This is a genomic window from Geothrix terrae (assembly GCF_022808775.1).
GTDB classification, from domain to species: Bacteria; Acidobacteriota; Holophagae; order Holophagales; family Holophagaceae; genus Geothrix; species Geothrix terrae.
The window spans coordinates 297,908-314,995 of the sequence record NZ_JAKZLA010000003.1 but is presented as its reverse complement, the minus strand read 5'-3'; the positions used below and the strand labels follow the sequence as shown (position 1 = coordinate 314,995).

General features: G+C 71.2%; 20 protein-coding genes. 10 read left to right on the top strand and 10 right to left on the bottom strand.

What is annotated here, in order from left to right; all coding sequences use genetic code 11:
- Positions 1 to 95: 95 nt before the first annotated feature.
- Genes MLE42_RS07395 through MLE42_RS07385 form a run of 3 tightly spaced genes read left to right on the top strand, consistent with a single transcriptional unit; the run spans position 96 to position 1,794 of the window.
- On the top strand, positions 96 to 602 hold the full coding sequence (locus tag MLE42_RS07395; protein ID WP_243287242.1) for an Lrp/AsnC family transcriptional regulator: 507 nt from the start codon (positions 96 to 98) through the stop codon (positions 600 to 602).
- Positions 599 to 925: an antibiotic biosynthesis monooxygenase family protein gene (locus MLE42_RS07390; protein ID WP_243287241.1), complete on the top strand. Its 327-nt coding sequence runs from the start codon at positions 599 to 601 to the stop codon at positions 923 to 925. The genes MLE42_RS07395 and MLE42_RS07390 overlap by 4 nt, the downstream gene beginning before the upstream one ends.
- The gene (locus tag MLE42_RS07385) at positions 925 to 1,794 is read left to right on the top strand and encodes an EamA family transporter (protein ID WP_243287240.1); all 870 of its coding nucleotides are present in this window, start codon (positions 925 to 927) and stop codon (positions 1,792 to 1,794) included. The genes MLE42_RS07390 and MLE42_RS07385 overlap by 1 nt, the downstream gene beginning before the upstream one ends.
- On the opposite strand, the gene MLE42_RS07380 is transcribed toward MLE42_RS07385, so the two are convergent.
- The 4 genes from MLE42_RS07380 to MLE42_RS07365 all read right to left on the bottom strand — a co-directional run bounded on the left by MLE42_RS07380 (position 1,730) and on the right by MLE42_RS07365 (position 7,001).
- A complete protein-coding gene (locus tag MLE42_RS07380) occupies positions 1,730 to 2,494 on the bottom strand; it encodes a hypothetical protein (protein ID WP_243287239.1) in 765 nt (254 codons plus the stop codon). The two genes, MLE42_RS07385 and MLE42_RS07380, sit on opposite strands and share 65 nt — an antisense overlap.
- Positions 2,491 to 3,747 carry a hypothetical protein gene (locus MLE42_RS07375; protein WP_243287238.1) on the bottom strand — a complete coding sequence of 419 codons (1,257 nt, stop codon included), beginning with the start codon at positions 3,745 to 3,747 and terminating at the stop codon, positions 2,491 to 2,493. Before MLE42_RS07375 ends, MLE42_RS07380 begins: the two co-directional genes overlap by 4 nt.
- On the bottom strand, positions 3,744 to 5,465 hold the full coding sequence (locus MLE42_RS07370; protein ID WP_243287237.1) for a DUF2339 domain-containing protein: 1,722 nt from the start codon (positions 5,463 to 5,465) through the stop codon (positions 3,744 to 3,746). The genes MLE42_RS07375 and MLE42_RS07370 overlap by 4 nt, the downstream gene beginning before the upstream one ends.
- Before the next feature lie 78 nt (positions 5,466 to 5,543).
- Positions 5,544 to 7,001, bottom strand: coding sequence for a GGDEF domain-containing response regulator (locus MLE42_RS07365; RefSeq protein WP_243287236.1), 1,458 nt, complete (start codon positions 6,999 to 7,001; stop codon positions 5,544 to 5,546).
- A 140-nt stretch (positions 7,002 to 7,141) separates the two neighbouring features.
- On the opposite strand from MLE42_RS07365, the gene MLE42_RS16280 reads away from it, so the two are divergent.
- Positions 7,142 to 8,590 carry an NFACT RNA binding domain-containing protein gene (locus tag MLE42_RS16280; protein ID WP_243287235.1) on the top strand — a complete coding sequence of 483 codons (1,449 nt, stop codon included), beginning with the start codon at positions 7,142 to 7,144 and terminating at the stop codon, positions 8,588 to 8,590.
- A 138-nt stretch (positions 8,591 to 8,728) separates the two neighbouring features.
- Here MLE42_RS16280 and MLE42_RS07355 read toward each other — a convergent pair whose 3' ends face one another.
- The 5 genes from MLE42_RS07355 to MLE42_RS07335 are packed head-to-tail and all read right to left on the bottom strand — an operon-like array spanning position 8,729 to position 12,182.
- Positions 8,729 to 9,259, bottom strand: coding sequence for an SPOR domain-containing protein (locus MLE42_RS07355; protein ID WP_243287234.1), 531 nt, complete (start codon positions 9,257 to 9,259; stop codon positions 8,729 to 8,731).
- Entirely contained in the window at positions 9,256 to 10,338 is a 1,083-nt protein-coding gene (locus MLE42_RS07350; protein ID WP_243287233.1) for a beta-ketoacyl synthase N-terminal-like domain-containing protein, read from the bottom strand. The genes MLE42_RS07355 and MLE42_RS07350 overlap by 4 nt, the downstream gene beginning before the upstream one ends.
- Positions 10,335 to 11,513 carry a beta-ketoacyl-[acyl-carrier-protein] synthase family protein gene (locus MLE42_RS07345; protein WP_243287232.1) on the bottom strand — a complete coding sequence of 393 codons (1,179 nt, stop codon included), beginning with the start codon at positions 11,511 to 11,513 and terminating at the stop codon, positions 10,335 to 10,337. Before MLE42_RS07345 ends, MLE42_RS07350 begins: the two co-directional genes overlap by 4 nt.
- Positions 11,510 to 11,914, bottom strand: coding sequence for a 3-hydroxyacyl-ACP dehydratase FabZ family protein (locus MLE42_RS07340; protein WP_243287231.1), 405 nt, complete (start codon positions 11,912 to 11,914; stop codon positions 11,510 to 11,512). The genes MLE42_RS07345 and MLE42_RS07340 overlap by 4 nt, the downstream gene beginning before the upstream one ends.
- 10 nt (positions 11,915 to 11,924) lie before the next feature.
- On the bottom strand, positions 11,925 to 12,182 hold the full coding sequence (locus tag MLE42_RS07335; RefSeq protein ID WP_243287230.1) for a phosphopantetheine-binding protein: 258 nt from the start codon (positions 12,180 to 12,182) through the stop codon (positions 11,925 to 11,927).
- Positions 12,183 to 12,321: 139 nt separating this feature from the next.
- Here MLE42_RS07335 and MLE42_RS07330 point away from each other — a divergent pair, with 139 nt between their 5' ends.
- From MLE42_RS07330 to nuoD, 4 genes are read left to right on the top strand one after another with little or no spacing between them, the layout of a single operon-like run.
- Positions 12,322 to 12,702, top strand: coding sequence for an NADH-quinone oxidoreductase subunit A (locus tag MLE42_RS07330; RefSeq protein ID WP_243287229.1), 381 nt, complete (start codon positions 12,322 to 12,324; stop codon positions 12,700 to 12,702).
- 2 nt (positions 12,703 to 12,704) lie between these two features.
- Entirely contained in the window at positions 12,705 to 13,313 is a 609-nt protein-coding gene (locus MLE42_RS07325; protein ID WP_243287228.1) for an NADH-quinone oxidoreductase subunit B, read from the top strand.
- Positions 13,314 to 13,325: 12 nt separating this feature from the next.
- A complete protein-coding gene (locus tag MLE42_RS07320) occupies positions 13,326 to 13,835 on the top strand; it encodes an NADH-quinone oxidoreductase subunit C (RefSeq protein ID WP_243287227.1) in 510 nt (169 codons plus the stop codon).
- 58 nt (positions 13,836 to 13,893) lie between these two features.
- Positions 13,894 to 15,048: an NADH dehydrogenase (quinone) subunit D gene (gene nuoD / locus MLE42_RS07315; RefSeq protein WP_420843087.1), complete on the top strand. Its 1,155-nt coding sequence runs from the start codon at positions 13,894 to 13,896 to the stop codon at positions 15,046 to 15,048.
- A 165-nt stretch (positions 15,049 to 15,213) separates the two neighbouring features.
- Here nuoD and MLE42_RS16070 read toward each other — a convergent pair whose 3' ends face one another.
- Positions 15,214 to 15,702, bottom strand: coding sequence for a MarR family winged helix-turn-helix transcriptional regulator (locus MLE42_RS16070; RefSeq protein WP_275975769.1), 489 nt, complete (start codon positions 15,700 to 15,702; stop codon positions 15,214 to 15,216).
- 115 nt (positions 15,703 to 15,817) lie between these two features.
- On the opposite strand from MLE42_RS16070, the gene MLE42_RS07305 reads away from it, so the two are divergent.
- Together MLE42_RS07305 and MLE42_RS07300 are read left to right on the top strand one after the other, a co-directional pair.
- Positions 15,818 to 16,411, top strand: a complete 594-nt coding sequence (locus MLE42_RS07305) for a YceI family protein (protein WP_243287225.1) — start codon at positions 15,818 to 15,820, stop codon at positions 16,409 to 16,411.
- Positions 16,412 to 16,505: 94 nt separating this feature from the next.
- Entirely contained in the window at positions 16,506 to 17,081 is a 576-nt protein-coding gene (locus tag MLE42_RS07300) for an NADH-quinone oxidoreductase subunit NuoE family protein (protein WP_243287224.1), read from the top strand.
- Positions 17,082 to 17,088: the final 7 nt, after the last annotated feature.

Here is a 17,088-nt window from a genome sequence, read left to right as displayed (position 1 = left end):
CTCGGCATGGGCCATTTACGGGTTGTCATCCGTATTGCCGAACCATCTAGCACAGTGTTCAATGATTCTCATCAACCCCATTCCCGGAGTCCAGCATGGCGAAGACGTTGATGGAAGACGATCTGAACCGGCGCCTGGTGGCCCTGCTCCAGCAGGAGGGCCGCATGAGCCACGCGGAACTGGCGGAGCGGCTGGGCGTGAGCCGCCCCACCATCATCGACCGCGTGAAGCGCCTGGAAGCCGACGGCATCCTGGCGGGCTACGCCGCCCGCGTGGCCCCGGCGGCCGTGAACAAGCCCAACGTGGCCTTCGTGGCGGTGCGCTACAAGGACAACAACGAGGCCATCGAGCAGCGCTTCATCAAGGCGCTGGAGGACGAGCCGGACATCCTGGAGGCCCACACGGTGGCCGGCGAGGACGCCCTCATGCTGAAGGTCGTGGCTGACACGCCGGCGGGCATCGCCGAGCGCCTGCGCCGCATCCGCGCCCTGGGGCCCATGGTGACCACCCGCACCACCATCGTGCTGGAGACCCACTGGGAGAAGGCCGGCCCCAGCCCCTTCCCGGCGGGCGACGCCGCGGGGAAGAAGGCCAAGAAGTGATCGCGCGAACTCCCGAGCCGCCCTACCTCGCCGTCATCTTCAGCAGCCAGCGCACCCCGGGCGACCAGGGCTACGGGGCCATGGCCGACCGCATGGTGGAGCTGGCCCGCTCGCAGCCCGGCTTCCTCGGCGTGGAGAGCGCCCGGGACGCCGAGGGCTTCGGCATCACCGTGTCCTACTGGAGGGACGAGGCCTCCATCGCCGCGTGGAAGGCGCATGCCGAGCATGCCGTGGCCCAGCGCCTGGGCCGGGAGCGGTGGTACGGATCCTTCCACCTGCGGGTCTGCCGCGTGGAGCGCGAAGCGGGCATGGACGCGCCCTGATGCTCGCCTGGCTCGCCTACCTCACCGTGGCCGTGGTGTGGGGCTCCACCTACTTCGCCATCGCGCTGGGCCTGGAGTCCTTCACGCCCTACGGGCTGGTGGCGGCGCGCTTCTCCCTCGCCTCGGTGCTCGCCCTGGCGGTGGGGCGGCTGCGGCGGGAGCCCTGGCCCCCGGCCCGGGAAGTGGGCCACCTCATGATCGTGGGGGCCCTGCTGCTGGGAGGCTCCAACGCGCTGGTCTCCTGGGCCGAGCTGCATGTCTCCTCGGGCCTGGCGGCGGTGCTGGCGGCGCTGGTGCCCCTGTGGCTGGCGGTCTTCTCCATGGCGAAGCAGCCGCTGGGCCCCAAGGGCTGGATGGGACTTCTGCTGGGGCTGGCCGGCGTCGTCGTGCTGGTGTGGCCTTCGGGCGGCGCGCGCGTTCACGCGGGCGGGCTGGCGGCCCTGGTGGCGGCGCCGATCATCTGGTCCTGGGGCACGCTGCACGGCAAGCACTTCGTCCACGGCGGGGGGCTGCTCACCAACGTGGGCATCCAGATGGCCACCGCCGCGGTCATCGGGCTCACGGCCGCGCCCCTCACCGGCGGGTTCCTGCGGGGACCGCTCACCCACAAGGCCGTGGGGGCCGCGGTCTACCTGGCCCTGTTCGGCTCCATGCTGGCCTTCTCCGCCTACGTCTACCTGGCCAAGGCCTGGCCACCGGCGAAGATGGGCACCTATGCCTACCTGAACCCGCTGGTGGCCGTGCTACTCGGGGGGCTCATCCTCCACGAGCCCTTCGGCCCGCGCGAGATCCTGGGCATGGCGATCATCCTGGGGGCGGTGGCGCTGGTGCAGCTGCGGCCGGCGACACCAGGGGCCGCGGAGGGCTGACGGGGCGGGGGAAGCCGGGAATGGCTTCGAGGTCGTGGAGGAGCTTCGCCTCGATCTTGCGGAGGGAGGCCTGGAGCTGGCGCTCCCGCTTCGCCCGCTCGGCCGGGGCCAGGGCTCCCAGCTCCCGGCGGGCCCACAGCACGTGGTAGGTCTCCTCCCACAGCGGTTTCCCCGCGTCGGCGCGGAGGAGCTTCGCCTCCACCACTGCGGGGCTGGACCAGCGGCCCATGAGCACCGAGCCGCCGATCCAGAAGGCGCTCTCCTCCACCAGCTCGTAGGCCCCGAGGCCCACGGCCAGCCGCGGGTCATGGGCCAGCACGCCCACGCCCACGCCCCATCCCACCCCACTGGCGATCCCCCAGGCGATGTACTTGATCCGCACCTCGCCCAGGCTGGTGATGGTCAGGTCCAGGCGCAGGTCCGAGGCCGGATCCAGGCGCAGGCTCCGGGCCGCGGCCTCGGCGCGCAGGTCGGCCTCGAAGGCCGCGCGCTGGGCCTCGAGGGCCGCCCCGCGCGACTCGGGCGTGTCGGCCTCTCCATCGGGCTCCTTCAGGCGGGCGAGCTTCCGGCTGTGGTCTTCGACATGGACCGCCAGGGCCAGCGCCGGCCCCCCGGGTCCCGGCCGCAGGTCGGCCAGGGGCGAGCGGCATGCGAGTCCCACCAGCGAGAGGGCCGCGGGCAAGACGGCGCGGAGCGTCATGCGGTGGGAGTCTGCTTCAGCAGCTTCCAGGCGACGGCGGCCAGGACCAGCACGGCCACCCCCGCCACCCAGGGCATCCAGGGCCGGGCGCGCTCGTCAGCGCCGATCCGGCGGGGAAGGCCCTGGGGATCGGGCTCGCTGGCGCCGAGGACCAGGGGGGCGGCGGCGGTCAGGACTTGGAGGGAGGGCAGGGCGCCCAGGCTGCCGGGCGCGGGCTTGGCCTCGCCCCCCAGGTGGAGGGCGTAGGCCTGTCCCGCCTCCACGGGGAAGATCAAGGTCTGCCGCCGCACCAGGGCGCGCACGTGCTGGGGCGTGGCGCCGTCAGGCAGGGTCAGGGTGAGCGTCTTCGCCAGCGCCGGCGCGAGGGCGATGCGGCTGGAGCGCGTGCCCAGGGCCGGGAGGTTCCATACGAGGTCGCCGCCGGTCCAGGTCTGCACCATCGTCTGCGCCATCCCGGACCGCTCCGTCTCGGCCCGCTCTCCCAACCGGACTTCCGGCGCGAGGGGCGCGGCGGGCGGCGCCAGCACCAGGTCGAGCCCGACGATGCGCTCCGTGTCGGGCAGCGTCAGCCGCCAGGTTCGCGGCCGGTCCGGCTGCGGGGCGAGGGCGCCCTCGAGGGCCAGCTCCGCTTCCAGGGCTTCAGGCCGGGTCTCCGCCCGCACCGAGAGGCCGCGGATGCGCGGGGCCTCTCCCTGCGAGGCCAGCAGCGTCATGCGGTAGCGCTGGCCGTCCCAGGGGAGGTGGAGGGTGTGCCGGTGGCCCGAGGGCGACAGGTCGTAGAGGTGCATGGAGGCGGAGGCGTCGTAGGCGATGAAGGCGCCGCCGTCGCCCTCGTCCTCGCGTCGCCGCTCAGCCTTCACCTGGGCCACCCAGGGAGCGCGTCCATCGAGGTCGAAGTCGAGTTCCAGCGTCTCCCGCTCGCCCACCCGCCAGCCCTCGGGGAGCTTCAGGGAGAATTCGGCCGTGGGCCGGCCTTCCGCGTCCCGCCCGGTCAGCAGGTGGTCCAGGGCTAGGGTGCGGGATTCCCAGAGCCCCTCGCGGGCCTCCAGGAAGGGGACGCTCCGCCCCTCCGCATCACCGATCCAGGCGCCCTTCATCTGGCGCTGGGCGTCCGCGTCCAGGGGCAGGCGCGCCCACCCGCTGGCGGATGGCGCCGGGATGGGCCTGCGGCGCAGGGCTCCGGCGTCTTCGCGGGCGCAGGCGAGGCCGAGCAGGAGGAGACCCAAGGGAGCGATCAGGCGAATGGATCTCATGCGTTCCCCTCGGGATGGTGCCGGTGGGCGAGGATGGCGGCCGCCATGCCGATGGCCCCCACCCCCAGGAAGGCCAGGGCGCGCAGAGGGGTGTCGGCGCGGTCGAGATCCGACACGATGAGCTTGAAACTGGCGATCCCCATCCAGGCGTAGCCGGCGGCGAGCAGGGCGCGGCGGGCCGTGTCGCGCTGGCCCAGGCCGCGCATCCACTGCCAGGCGCCGGACAGGGCCCACACCAGCGTCATGGCGATGGAGGCGGCGCGGGAGGGGCCCCAGCCGGCCGGGGCGGGGGTCTGGAGCCACTGCACCAGCCGGGCCGCCTCGAAGGCCAGGGTCACGTTGGCCGTCACCTCCAGGGCGAGGAACGAGACCATGCCCAGGGGGCCGCCGCGCCGCGTGAGCAGGAACCAGGCGGCGGAGACCAGGGCTCCTTCGAAGAAGGCGGCATGGAGGAAGGGCACCGACCCGCTGCCGTGGAAGAACAGGCTGTCCAGGCCGTGGAACGCCCAGCGGAAGGTGGTGAGCAGCGCCATGCCCGCCGCCAGCCAGCGCAGGGCGGTGGCCTCCTGCGCGAACTCGCCCTCCTCGGCCTTCCGGGAGGCCCAGGCCAGACCCAGGGCGAAGACGCCCCAGAGGGGGCCCACCCAGCGCCAGGCCAGGGCCACGGGCACCGCCAGGGCGAGGTGCCCCGCCGCCAGCGCCAACAGGCCCCAATCCGCCTGACGGCCGCCCAGGCGGCGGCGCAGCGGCTTCACGAGGGCCAGGTTCAGGGCGGCGAGGACGAGCACCGGCGCGGCGAAGGCTTCGGGCGCGAGGTCCAGGCGCTTCCACACCAGGCCGCCGTACGTGGTGGCCAGGATCGAGGCGACCAGCCAGAGCACGGTCGGCGTGCCCGGCTTCTCCTCCCGTCCCGGCAGCCAGGCCCAGCCTCCGGCCAGGGCCAGATGGAGGGCCAGCAGGCCCGCCAGGGCCGGAGCATCGGCCTTCAGCACCTCGGCGCAGGCGGAGAGCAGCAGGAGCCAGGTGCCGATGAGCGCCGTCCAGCGGGCGCCGTGCCAGGTTTCCCCGGCCTTGGCGAGGTAGGGCACCGCCAGCGCCGCGGCCATGAGCACGGCCAGGTAGATCGCCAGGGCCACCTCGTGGTGGCCGCCCTGGCTGAAGACCAGCGGCGCGGCGAGGCCGGAGACCAGGGCCACGGTCAGGGCGCCCCCGCTGCGGCCCCGTGCCGCCAGGCCGCCGGCCACCAGCGTGACCAGGGCCGCGGCCACCAGGCCCAGGGTGGCAGGGTAGAAGTGGTAGGCCATGGCCCCGGCCCGGAAGGTGAACTGCAGGGTGCCCAGGCCCGCCAGGAGCAGGGCCACGCCCAGGCGGCGCCCCTCGCCGAGGATGAGCTTCCCCGCGACGCCGGCGATGGCGGCGCCGACCAGGAGCCCCAGGGCGAAGCGCAGCTCGGCCCCGAGCCATCCCTGCTGGATCGCCCAGTGGAAGAAGAAGATGGCCCCCACGAGGAAGATGGAAGCTGCCGCGCCGGCGATCCAGACCACCGGGGAAAGCGGCTTGCGGGGCGCGGCGGCGGGTGCTTTGCGGGGCCTGGGCGCGGCGGGCGGCGGCACGGGCGCCTGCTGGCGCTGGAGGAGCCAGGCCACCTGGGCCTCCAGGCGGGCCACCCGCTCGGTGAGATCCGGTGAGGCGGACTGGTCCTGCGGAAGCTCGGCCATGAGATCTCCATACGGAAGCGTATGGAATCATGGAATGGCGATTCCGGCGCTGTCAAGCGGGCCGATTTGCTCGGCGGGTCAGCCGATGACGCGGTCCCGGCCCGCGGCCTTGGCCTTGTAGAGGGCCTTGTCGGCCCGGGCCAGCAGGCGCTCCAGGGTGTCCGCGGAACCCTCCCAGGTGGCCAGGCCGATGCTCAACGTCACGCGGTCGTTCTTGGGAAGGCCCGGAAGGGGCTCGAGGGTCACCTGCTCCCGGAGCCGCTCCGCCAGGGCGCGGATGCCCTCCAGCTCCGTCTGGGGCCCATAGGCCAGGAACTCCTCGCCGCCGATGCGGCCCAGCTGGTCCACCTTGCGCAGGGCGAAGGACATGCGCTGGGCCATGACGCTGAGCACCTGATCGCCGGTGGCATGGCCGAAGCGGTCGTTCACGGCCTTGAAGTGGTCCAGGTCGATGAGCATCACGGACAGGCTCTGTCCGAACCGGCCGCACTGATCCACCTCGATCTTGAGCATGTCGAGGATGTGGCGCCGGTTGAACAGGCCCGTCAGCGGGTCGCGGATGGCCTGGTGGTAGAGGCGGAGGCGGGAGTCCTCCAGGGTGAGGAGGCGGCCCAGCTCCTCGTTGGCGATCTCGAACAGCCGCTCGTACTCCTCGACAGAACGGCGCTCGGCGAAGAAGCCCAGGGCACCCACGGCCGGATAGCCGGGCATGAGGGCGGGCATCACGCGCATCACCGGGTCCCGGAGGGTGCGGCGGCGCTCCTCCCCATCATCCACGGGGTGCCAGTGGCACTCGGCCGGGACCCCGGAGGGCGAGAACTGAAGGACGGCGGTCTCGAGGGCCCGGCGGTCCTCCTCGCTGGCGGAGGTGCCGTGGGCCCCGTGGCAGACGGTCCCCTCTTCGCCCATGTAGGACACCAGGAGGGCTCCGGGCAGCACCAGCTCCTGGAGGATCTCGATGAACCCGCGGATGAGCCGCAGGGTGTCGTGCTCCACGGTGTAGAGGCGGGAGATCGAGTCGCGCAGGGCCGTCTCCACCACGCGCTGCTCCAGCGCCATGGCCAGGCGGCGCTGGATGGCATCCACGCCGAAGTTCTCCTGGGCGAGCCGGGGCGTCCCCGGGAGGGGCCGCAGCCGGTCGGTCTGCTCCACCAGGGAGGTGGCCGCCTCCACCACATGGTCAAGGTCCCGCCCCTTCACCAGGAAGCGGTCGGCCCCGCAGGTCTTGGCCCAGAAGCGCGCCAGGCCCACGCCCTGGGCCGTCAGCAGGAGCACGGGCAGGTTGCGCGTGGCCCGGTCGTCCTTCAGCAGGCGGCAGAGCTGGTAGCCGTCCAGGAGGGGCATGACGCAGTCGCTCACCACCACGTCCGGGCATTCCGTGGCGAGGACGATGAGGGCCTCGGCGCCGTTCTTGGCCTCGAGGGTGGTGTGTCCGTGCCGTTGGAAGAGGTGATGCAGGAGGCTCAGCTGGATGGGATTGTCGTCCACCAGGAGCACCTGGAGCGTCTTGGCGGCCTTGGCAGCGGCAATCGTCATGGGTCCAGCGTCAGGTTGTGGAGGAAAGCCGGATGAGGGCGGAGGTAGGGACCTTCCTGGGGCCAGACATGGGATGCTGGACGGGGAGGCTGCCCCATGATGGCCACCGTCGGGTGGAAAGAACAGAGAAAGGTGAGTCCGTGGATGCACCCCTGATCCTGGCCCTGGGCCGGACGTGGCTCCGGGAACGGGGCGAGCTGCCTGTGGAGGCCGTCTGGGCTTCAAGCCGGGCCCTGGGCCTGCGCTGGGCGGGCAGGAAGGCCGCCGAGGGGTGGGTGCTGCTGCTTCAGCCCAGGCCCGAACTCTGGCTGCTGGACACGGGCCATCCCGCCTGGACGCGCCTCCAGGCCGAGGCCCCGAAGGACAGCGGGAAGCTCTGGGGCCCCTGGCTCCAGGGGGCGAGGCTGAAGGCCGTGGAGGGGGATCCCCGGGAACGCTGGCTGGGCCTCGTCTTCCAGCGGCGGGCCATCACCGGACGCCTGGAGACCCTGCGCCTGGCCTTCCAGGCCATTCCCGGCCGGGCCGGCATCCGGGCGGACGGTCTGGACGTGCCGATTCCGCGCCTGGGCCTTGGCACCCCCTTTCCCGCCGCCCCGCCGGAACCCTCCGAGGATCCGCCCCCCCTCCGCCGCTGGCGGGAGCGCTGGGGCGCGGACCTGGAACGGGCCGTGGCCGGGGAGATCCCCGAGGTCCTCGAGGGCGAAGGGGGCCTGTTGGACCGGCACCGCGCCTGGTCCGCGGCCAGGGCCGAGGCGCTGATCCTGGCGCCGGCCCAGGCGGCGGCGGAGCGGAAGCGCCAGGCGGAGGTCGCGCGCATGGACCGCCTGGGCCAGGCCCTGGCCCGGGACCGGGCGAAGCACGAGGCCATCCTGCCCCTCAAGGCCCAGGCCCAGCGCCTGGCCGCGGAGCTCTATCGCCTCAAGGGGGCCACCGGCGAGGCCGTGCTCCTGGACGGGACGCGCATCCCGCTGCCGGAGGGACGTCCCGCCGAAGCGGCCATCCAGACCTGGTTCGCCGCGGCCAAGAAGGCGGAGCGCGGCCTGGCGCGGGTGCGGGAACTGGAGGCGGAGCTGGCCCGCGAGCGGGCCGCGTGGGCGAAGCGGATGGAAGCCGAGGCCGCGGGCCTTGCGCCGGAGCCGCCCCTCGCGAGACAAAAGAACGCGAAGGATTCGGCGAAGGGCAAGGGGACGAAGCGGATGGGCGGAGCGGAGGCGAAACGCAAGGATGGCAAAGGCACGGCCTTCCGCAGCGTCATGGTGGACGGCTTCGAGGTGCTCATCGGCAAGGGCGACGCGGAGAACGACCAGCTCACCTTCAAGGTGGCCGACAACACGGATTTCTGGCTGCACGTGGCCAGCGTGCCGGGCAGCCACGTGGTCATCCGCAACCCCGACAAGCTGAGCGAGCTGCCGCGCCATGTGCTGGAGCGCGCCGCCGAGCTGGCCGCCTACCACAGCAAGGCCCGCGACGGAGGCAAGGTGGAGGTCCACCTCGCCCGCATCGCCGACATCAGCAAGCCCCGCGGCTTCGCGCCGGGCAAGGTGATTCTCAAAAAGTGGGTGGGTATCCGCGTCTATCCCAAACCGTGACCTGAACCGAAGACGGGTAATTGGGGCGCGAGCGGTGTCTCGCGTATCGCCGCAGGCGATACCGAGAAGAAGTGGGTGGGTATCCGCGTCTATCCCAAACCGTGAGGGCCTGAACTTTGAGGGCCCAAGCCGTGAGGGCTACTCCGCCTTCACCGCGAAGGGCTTGAAGCCCGCCTTCTTGAGCTTCTCGGCGGTCTTGTCGATGACGGCGCGATCCGCCGATTTGACGAGGCGCACCTTCAGCTGGCCCTTCTCCTTGAGGGTGGTGGTGGCGAAGCCGGCGGCCTTGGCCTTGTCGGCCACGCGCTTGGCCTCGGCCGCATCGGAGGTGGCCACGAGCTGGAGGGTCCAGGTGCCGCCTCCGCTTGGCGCGGCCTCGGCCCTGGGCTCAGTCTTGGGCTCCGGCCTGGGAGCCGTGGCGTCCACCCGCGGGGCCGCCACGAACTTGTCCGGACCGTCGCCCTCGAAGATCTTGAGCTGGTCCACCAGCGGCTCGGGAAGGTCCTTGAGCTCCTCCTCCACGCCTTTCTGGGCGGGGCGGCGCAAGGCGGCGCCCTGCTTGCCGACCTGCACGCCCAGGACGAAGGCCAGGGTGACCAGGCCCACGCCCACACCCGCCACCCACAGGATGGACTGGCTGCCGATGCTGATCTGGTCGCGCTGGGTCATCGTCGTTCCAGCCTAACGCCTTCGAGCAGCGCCGCGAACTGGGCGCCCGAACTGGCGGGGGCGGTGACGAGGGTGCGATCCGCGGGTTCCAGCAGGGCCGCCGCCAGCAGCTGGCCGCCGGAGCCGCCGAACTCGCCCCAGAGGGCCTTGGGAAAGCGGGCCGCGGGCCAGTCCGGATGGGCGGCGGCCAGATGGGCCTCCAGGGCGTCGAGCCGGCGCAGCCCGTTGCTGCCGCCGATCCAGCGCGTCGGGGGGGCCTCACCGAGGGCCTGGGTCGATGCCTCGGCCAGGGCCCGGGTCCGGGCCTCGATCCCGTCTCCGGGCGTGGACCGGGAGGCCAGAGCCCGCAGGACGGCCCGGGGGCGGGCGCCCCGGGCCTCGGCCCGGTCGCGCCGCTCCAGCAGGAGGGCCTGGGCCCCTTCGCCCGGCAGGAAGCCCCGGCCGGAGCCGATCTCGGGATGGCCGTGGCGGGCCAGCAGGCGGGCGCCGCGGCAGATGTCGAGGAGCAGGGGGAAGAGGCCGTCCGCCCCCAGGACCAGCGCGGCGTCCGCCAGGCCGGCGCGCAGCCAGCGGGCCGCCTGCTCCAGGGCGGAGAGGGCGGCGTTCTCCCGGTCCACGAAGGTGGCGCTGGGGCCCTTCAGGCCGAAGGCCAGGGCCAGGTGGCCGCTGGCGGCGTTGGCCACGGTGTTGGGGAAGAGCAGGGGCGAGGCCCCTTCGGGCCCCCGCTGGAGGTAGGGCCGCATGAAGGCCTCGCTGGCCTCGCTGCCGCCGGTCATGGTGCCCACGGCCACGGCGATGCGGTCTCCCACTGGCTTCGGATCCAGGCCCGCGTCGCGGAAGGCCTGGTGCGCCGCCGCCCAGGCGAACCGCGAGGTCCGGTCCAGGCGCCGCAGCTGCATGGGCGGGATGATGCCAGCCGGGTTGAACGCGGCGCAGGCGGCCCCCTGGCCCAGGCCCAGCGTCTCCGGCAGGTCCGCGAAGCAGGGCTGCCCCGAGGCCAGGCCGACCCCCGCGGTCTCGACGCCGTCCCCGCAGGGCAGCACCAGGCCCAGGCCCGTGAAGACGAGATCGCCGCTCATGCTCCGCTCCAGCGGCGCAGCGCCAAGCTCACGTTGTTGCCGCCGAAGGCGAAGGCGTTCACGAGGGCAGCCCGCAGCGGCCGCTCTCTGGCCACCAGGGGCGTGCAGTCCAGGTCGCAGGCGGAGTCGGGGTCCTCCAGGCGCAGGGTGGGGCTCACCACCTGATCCCGCAGGGCCAGGATGGCGGCGGCGGCCCCGAAGGCGCCCGCAGCCCCCAGGGTGTGGCCGAACTGGCTCTTGGTGCTGGTGACGGAGACGGCGTCGGCGGCCGCGCCCAGGGCCCGGCGGATGGCCAGGCACTCGGCGCCGTCGTTGGCCGGGGTGGCCGTGCCGTGGGCGGACACGAGGTCCACCTCGGCGGGATCCAGCCGGCCTGTGCGGAGGGCCATGGCCATGGCCCGGGCGGCCCCCTCGCCCTCGGGGTGGGGCGCCGTGGCGTGGTGGGCGTCCATGCTGGCGCCGTAGCCCAGCACTTCGGCATAGATCGTCGCCCCCCGGGCCAGGGCCCGGTCCAGGGGTTCCAGCAGGATCTGCACGGCGCCCTCGCCCAGGTTGAGGCCCGCCCGGTCCCGGCTGAAGGGGCGGCATTTCCGGGCATCCACGGCCTTGAGGCAGGAGAACCCGGCATAGGTGGTACGGCAGAGGCCCTCGGCGCCTCCGGCCACGGCCAGGTCCAGCTCGCCGGCGGCCAGACGCTCCCAGGCCTGGCCCAGGGCCAGCAGGCTGGAGGAGCAGGCGTTCATGAGGGTGCTCCGGGGGCCTTCGGCGCCGAGCATCCGGGCCAGGGCGTCCGTGACGGTGCAGGGGCTCTGGTAGGCGGGCTCCGCGGCCCGGCCGCGACGCCCGGCCAGGCGGTCTTCCAGATAGGCCTCGGCCACAGGCAGGCCGCTGGTGCCCGCGCCCTGGAAGACGCCGATGCGGGCCGGATCGCCCCCGGACTGGAAGCTGCTGAGCACCTCCGCCAGGGCCCGCAGGGCGGCGGCCTCGCACAGGGTCTGGTGCCGAAGGGGTTCCAGGGCCACCTGGCCCGCGACCTGGGCCGGTTCCGCCGGCAGATCCAGGCGGGTGAGGGGCCCCAGGCCGTCCCGCCCGTCAAGCATGGCGGACCAGGTGCCTTCGCGGTCCAGGGCCAGCGAACTCACGATGCCCAGGCCCGTCACGACCACCCGGTTCATAGGCGCTTCACCAGCAGGGTCGCCGTGCAGAGATCGCGCCCTTCGCAACTCGCGGTGCCCTGCAGGCGCATCAGCCCGGCGAAGGCGCCCTCAGCGGCCACCTCCAGGCGCAGCCGGTCTCCGGGAAAGGCTGGGGCGTGGAACCGTGCGTCCCGCACGCCCGCCAGGAAGATGGAAGCCCCGTGGAGGGTTCCGGCCTCCAGGAAGCCGCCGGCCTGGGCCAGCATCTCGAGCAGCAGGGGCCCGGGGACCTGGGCGCGGCCGGCGGGATGGCCCTGGAAGAAAGGTTCTCCGGCCGTGACGAGCTTTTCGGCCACCACCCGCAGGCCCGGCTCCCGCTCCAGCAGCCGGTCCACGAGGAGCAGGGGCGCGCGGTGCGGGAGGTGGGCCAGGATGTCCATGGGCGGGACTTCAGGCTTTGGCGTGCTCGGCGATGAAGTCCGTGAGGGCCTGGACGGACTTGAAGGCCTTCATCCCCGCCGCCTCGTCCTCGATCTTCACGCCGAAGACCTGCTCGATGCCCAGCACCAGCTCCAGGGCGTCGATGGAGTCGAGCCCCAGCCCGTCTCCGAAGAGGGGGGCCTGATCCTCGATCTGGTCCGGGGCCAGGCCCTCAAGCTTCAGGCGCTCGATGATCATCTCTTTGACGCGCAGCTTGAGGTCGCTCATGACAATCCCGGCAGATCAGTGGAAGTGGTGATTCTATCCTCAACCCGGGGGCCCGGTGGGGTTGTGATATTGGCACGGTTTCGGGATCCGCAAAGGGCGCTAAGCTGGATCCTCGCGGAACCCTCCGCCCGAGAGCGCCATGGCCCATCCCGCATCGCCCTTCCTGCCGGTCCTGATCCTGCTGCTGGTCGCCGCCGTGACGGCCATCGCCATCCTCTTCCTGTCGGGCAAGGCGCTGGCCCTGCTCAAGCCCGCCAACCCGCAGGAGGCCAAGCTGCGGCCCTACGAGTGCGGCGTGCCGATCCAGCAGCCCGGAGCGCGGCACAAGTATTCGGTGCGGTTCTACCTGACGGCCATGCTGTTCATCCTGTTCGACGTGGAAGCCGCCTTCCTCCTGCCCTGGGCCGTGACCTTCAAGCATGCCCTGTGGACCTTCGCGGCCATGCTGAGCTTCATGGCCACCCTGCTCGTGGGCTTCATCTACGCCTGGGGCAAGGGCGCCTTCGAGTGGGAGCACTGACCATGGCCGAGATGAACATCAACGACGCGGTGGTGACCACCCGCCTGGATGCGGTGGTCAACTGGGGCCGCAAGAACAGCCTCTGGCCCATGCCCTTCGGCACCGCCTGCTGCGCCATCGAGTTCATGAGCATGCAGGCGTCCAAGTACGACATGAGCCGCTTCGGCGCCGAGGCCATGCGCTTCAGTCCCCGCCAGAGCGACATGATGATGATCCTGGGCACCGTCACCAACAAGATGGCGCCCGTGCTGCGCACCATCTACGCCCAGATGGCCGAGCCCAAGTGGGTGATCTCCTTCGGCGTCTGCGCCAGCTCCGGCGGCATGTACCGCACCTACGCCACCCTCCAGGGCGTGGACCGGGTGATCCCCGTGGACGTCTACGTCCCCGGCTGCCCGCCCCGGCCCGAGAGCATGCTCTACGGCGTGATGAAGCTGCAGGAGAAGATCGAGAAGGAATCCCTCTCCATGCGCAAGGACCACATCGCGCGGTTCTACGAGAGCCTGGCCCGGCAGGACGCGCTCCAGGCCGAAAAGGGCCTCACGGGCCAGCAGACCATCCGCGAGATGCTGCTGGACGCGGCCGAACACGGCGCGGGCACGATCTTCTAGGCGGGACGGACCATGATCATCGAGCACATCGACGCACAGCTGCCGGGCGCCATCACCGACCGCCACGACTTCCGGGGCGACCAGACCATCGTGGTGGCGAAGGGGAACCTCCTCGCCCTGGTGGACCTGCTCCACCGCGAGGGCTTCCAGCTCCTGGTGGACATCACGGCCGTGGACTGGCCCGAGCGGCCGGGGACCCAGGGCGTGGGGCGCTTCGACGTGGTCTACCACTGGCTCAACCTCGCCAGCCAGGAGCGCCTGCGGGTGAAGGTGCCCGTGGCCGACGGCGAGACCATGCCCACCCTGACCGGCCGCTTCAAGACCGCCGACTGGTTCGAGCGCGAGGTCTTCGACCTCTTCGGCATCCGCTTCGAAGGCCACCCCAACCTGAAGCGCCTGCTCACCTGGGACGACTTCCAGGGGCATGCCCTGCGCAAGGACTTCCCCCTGGATGGCGGCGATCCCTTCTGCATGGAAGGCTGTACGGCTCCCTACAACAACGGCGAACGGGCCCGGGGCTGAGGACTTTATGACCATGGATTCCATCGCCCTTTCCCGGCAGCAGCTCGACGGCGATCACATGATCGTCAACTTCGGCCCCTCGCACCCCACCACGCACGGCACCCTGCGCATCGTCCTCGAGCTCGAGGGCGAGACCATCATCCGGGCCACCCCGGAGATGGGCTACCTGCACCGCGGCGTCGAGAAGCTGGGCGAGAGCCTCAGCTACCAGCAGTTCATCCCGCTCACCGACCGCCTGAACTACTGCAGCTCCATCATGAACAACGTGGGCTACGCCTGCGCCGTGGAGAAGCTGCTGGGCATCGAGATCCCCAAGCGGGCCCAGCAGATCCGGGTGCTGGTCTCCGAGCTGGCCCGCATCGCCGACCACATCGTCTGCGTGGGCGTGAACGCCGTGGACATCGGCGCCTTCACCGCCTTCCTCTACCTCTTCAAGCAGCGCGAGACCGTCTACGACCTGTTCGAGATGGCGGCGGGCCAGCGCCTGCACACCAGCTTCACCCGCATCGGCGGCCTCTTCCGCGACATTCCCCCGGAGTTCGCACCCCTGACCGAGCGCTTCCTGGTGGAGTGCGAAGCGGCCGTGGACGAGTGCGAGCGCCTGCTGACCCACAACCCCATCTGGTACGACCGCACCAAGGGCATCGGCGCCATCAGCCCCGAGGATGCCGTGAACAGCGGCTACACGGGCCCCTGCCTGCGCGCCGCCGGCGTGCCCCAGGACCTCCGCAAGGCCCAGCCCTACCTGGGCTACGAGACCTACGACTTCGACATCCCCGTGGGCACCACCGGCGATGTGTTCGACCGCTACCTCGTGCGCATCGAGGAGATGCGTCAGAGCCTGCGCATCATCCGCCAGGTGCTGGACCGCCTCGAGCCCGGCCCGGTCATCGTGGACGACTACAAGGTGGCCCTGCCGCCCAAGGAGAAGGTCTACACGCGGATGGAGAGCCTCATCCACCACTTCAAGCTCATCATGCACGGCATCGACATGCCGGTGGGCGAGATCTACAGCGCCACCGAGGCCGCCAATGGTGAGCTGGGCTTCTACATCGTGAGCGACGGCGGCAAGAACCCCTACCGCATCCGGGTCCGCCCCCCCTGCCTGCCCATCTTCAGCAGCTTCGAGGAGCAGGTGAAGGGCTGCCTGATCGCCGACGCCGTCGCCGTCCTCGGCGCCATGAACGTCATCGCAGGTGAGCTCGACCGCTGACGCGCCGAGGACGGCGACCGGGCGCAGCCCGGTGCCGGACTGGGGGCCATGAGGACGAGCGCAGCGAGTCCCGCGGTGCCGCAGGCACCGCCCGGAGGGCGAGGCGCGGCGCGCCGAGTGAGCGTCATCGCAGGCGAGCTCGACCGCTGACGCGCCGCCTGCCGATTACTTGCCCAGGCTCTCCAGCTGGGTCCGATAGTCGTCCCGCAGGCGCTCCAGCATCGTCAGGAGCTGGTTGCGCTCCTCCACGGAGAGGCAGCGGTCCACCTGCTGGCTGAGGGCCTGGTGGCGGTCGTGCATGCGGGCCTCCAGGGCCAGGCCCTTGGCCGTGATCTGGACCCGGCTGCCCCGCCGGTCGGCCGGGTTCTCGCAGCGTTTCACCAGGCCCCGGGCCTCCAGGCGGTTCACGAGGCGCGGCACGTCCGCGAACCGGTAGATCATCCGGCAGCGGATGTCCTTCACCAGGTAGCCGTCCTTCCCGCCGCCCTTGAGGATGCGCAGCACGTTGAACTGCTGGTCGGAGAGGTCCTCCGGCTCGTAGAGCGCCTGGTCGAAGAGGCGCGCCACGTATTCCCGGGTCAGGAGGATCGCCAGGGCCACCTCGTGGCCCGGCTCGAGGGGCTTGGTGATCTGGAGTTCTTCCTGGATGTGCATGGTCCTGCTCCGGCTGCTCCAAGATTGACATGATTTTTTCAAAAAAGGTGTTGCAACTTCATTAGAAGTGCCTAGACTGAATTGCATGGTGAAACACCTAATCCCTGGAGGCTCCATGCGACACCCCTTCCGCACCCTGCTCGCCACCCTCGCCCTGGCGGCCGTGCCCGCCCTGGCCGGTCAGGACACCTACAAGATCGACCCCGTCCACAGCGAGGTGAGCTTCAAGGTCAGCCACCTGCTCGCCAAGGTCAGCGGCCGCTTCACGAAGTTCGAAGGCACCATCCAGGTGGACACCGCCGACATCAGCAAGTCCAGCGTGGATGTCACCATCGACGCCGCCAGCCTGACCACGGACAACGAGGCCCGGGACAAGCACCTCAAGTCCCCCGACTTCTTCGACGTGGCGAAGTACCCCACCATCACCTTCAAGAGCACGGCGGTGAAGGAAGTGGCCAAGGGCAAGCTGGAGATCACCGGCGACTTCACCCTGCACGGCGTGACCAAGCGGATCACCTTCCCCATCACCAACGCGGGGACCCAGCCCGGCATGGCGCCCGGCAGCGTGGTGGCAGGCTTCATCGACGGCGCCCTCAGCCTCAACCGGAACGAGTACGGCATCAAGACCTTCCCCGGCGTCATCGGCGAGACCGTCGCCGTCAGCCTGAACGCCGAAGCCGGCAAGGTCGCTCCGGCCGCCAAGAAGTAACCAGACATCCCGTTTCGTGATGGGGGGCACAGGGGTTTACCCCGGTGCCCCCCAGCGTCTTTGGGCTAAACTGGCCCTTCATGCGAGCGCGCCCATGAACCATCCTCTGCCTCCTGAGACCTCGAACGAGCCCCTGGCCCCGGGCCAGCGGCTGCCGGAATCCGAACGGAAGGAATTCAGCCCCGAGGCCCTGGCGGAGATCCAGGCCCTCATGGTCAAGTTCCCGGACAAGCTCGCGGCCACGCTGCCGGCCCTGCACATCGCCCAGCGCGAGTTCGGCTTCGTGAGCCTGTCGGCCATGAAGGCTGTGGCCAAGGCCATCGGCATTCCCGAGGGCCACGTCTTCGGTGTCGCCACGTTCTACACGATGTACCAGAAGGCCCCGGTGGGTCAGTTCCACCTCCAGGTCTGCACCAACATCAGCTGCGCGCTGCGCGGCGCCGCCCAGCTGCTGGAGAAGGTCTGCGAGAAGACCGGGGTGAAGCCCGGCCAGGGTCCCAGCGCCGACGGGATGTGGAGCGTGGAGGAGGTCGAGTGCCTCGCCGGCTGTGGCAGCGGCCCCTGCGTGCAGGTGAACCACGACGTCTACGATGAGTTCGTCGACGAGAAGAAGCTCCTCGATGTGATGGAAGCCTGCAAGCGGGGCGACTACCGCCCCTGGGCGAAGTAGGGGGAAT

What these genes read in the sequence shown, in the direction of transcription:
- MLE42_RS07395 (WP_243287242.1), top strand. Translation starts at nt 96, where the DNA reads ATGGCGAAGACGTTGATGGAAGACGATCTGAACCGGCGCCTGGTGGCC.
- MLE42_RS07385 (WP_243287240.1), top strand. Translation starts at nt 925, where the DNA reads ATGCTCGCCTGGCTCGCCTACCTCACCGTGGCCGTGGTGTGGGGCTCC.
- MLE42_RS07380 (WP_243287239.1), bottom strand. Translation starts at nt 2,494, where the DNA reads ATGACGCTCCGCGCCGTCTTGCCCGCGGCCCTCTCGCTGGTGGGACTC.
- MLE42_RS07375 (WP_243287238.1), bottom strand. Translation starts at nt 3,747, where the DNA reads ATGAGATCCATTCGCCTGATCGCTCCCTTGGGTCTCCTCCTGCTCGGC.
- MLE42_RS07370 (WP_243287237.1), bottom strand. Translation starts at nt 5,465, where the DNA reads ATGGCCGAGCTTCCGCAGGACCAGTCCGCCTCACCGGATCTCACCGAG.
- MLE42_RS07365 (WP_243287236.1), bottom strand. Translation starts at nt 7,001, where the DNA reads ATGACGATTGCCGCTGCCAAGGCCGCCAAGACGCTCCAGGTGCTCCTG.
- MLE42_RS07355 (WP_243287234.1), bottom strand. Translation starts at nt 9,259, where the DNA reads ATGACCCAGCGCGACCAGATCAGCATCGGCAGCCAGTCCATCCTGTGG.
- MLE42_RS07350 (WP_243287233.1), bottom strand. Translation starts at nt 10,338, where the DNA reads ATGAGCGGCGATCTCGTCTTCACGGGCCTGGGCCTGGTGCTGCCCTGC.
- MLE42_RS07345 (WP_243287232.1), bottom strand. Translation starts at nt 11,513, where the DNA reads ATGAACCGGGTGGTCGTGACGGGCCTGGGCATCGTGAGTTCGCTGGCC.
- MLE42_RS07340 (WP_243287231.1), bottom strand. Translation starts at nt 11,914, where the DNA reads ATGGACATCCTGGCCCACCTCCCGCACCGCGCGCCCCTGCTCCTCGTG.
- MLE42_RS07335 (WP_243287230.1), bottom strand. Translation starts at nt 12,182, where the DNA reads ATGAGCGACCTCAAGCTGCGCGTCAAAGAGATGATCATCGAGCGCCTG.
- MLE42_RS07330 (WP_243287229.1), top strand. Translation starts at nt 12,322, where the DNA reads ATGGCCCATCCCGCATCGCCCTTCCTGCCGGTCCTGATCCTGCTGCTG.
- MLE42_RS07325 (WP_243287228.1), top strand. Translation starts at nt 12,705, where the DNA reads ATGGCCGAGATGAACATCAACGACGCGGTGGTGACCACCCGCCTGGAT.
- MLE42_RS07320 (WP_243287227.1), top strand. Translation starts at nt 13,326, where the DNA reads ATGATCATCGAGCACATCGACGCACAGCTGCCGGGCGCCATCACCGAC.
- nuoD (WP_420843087.1), top strand. Translation starts at nt 13,894, where the DNA reads ATGATCGTCAACTTCGGCCCCTCGCACCCCACCACGCACGGCACCCTG.
- MLE42_RS16070 (WP_275975769.1), bottom strand. Translation starts at nt 15,702, where the DNA reads ATGCACATCCAGGAAGAACTCCAGATCACCAAGCCCCTCGAGCCGGGC.
- MLE42_RS07305 (WP_243287225.1), top strand. Translation starts at nt 15,818, where the DNA reads ATGCGACACCCCTTCCGCACCCTGCTCGCCACCCTCGCCCTGGCGGCC.
- MLE42_RS07300 (WP_243287224.1), top strand. Translation starts at nt 16,506, where the DNA reads ATGAACCATCCTCTGCCTCCTGAGACCTCGAACGAGCCCCTGGCCCCG.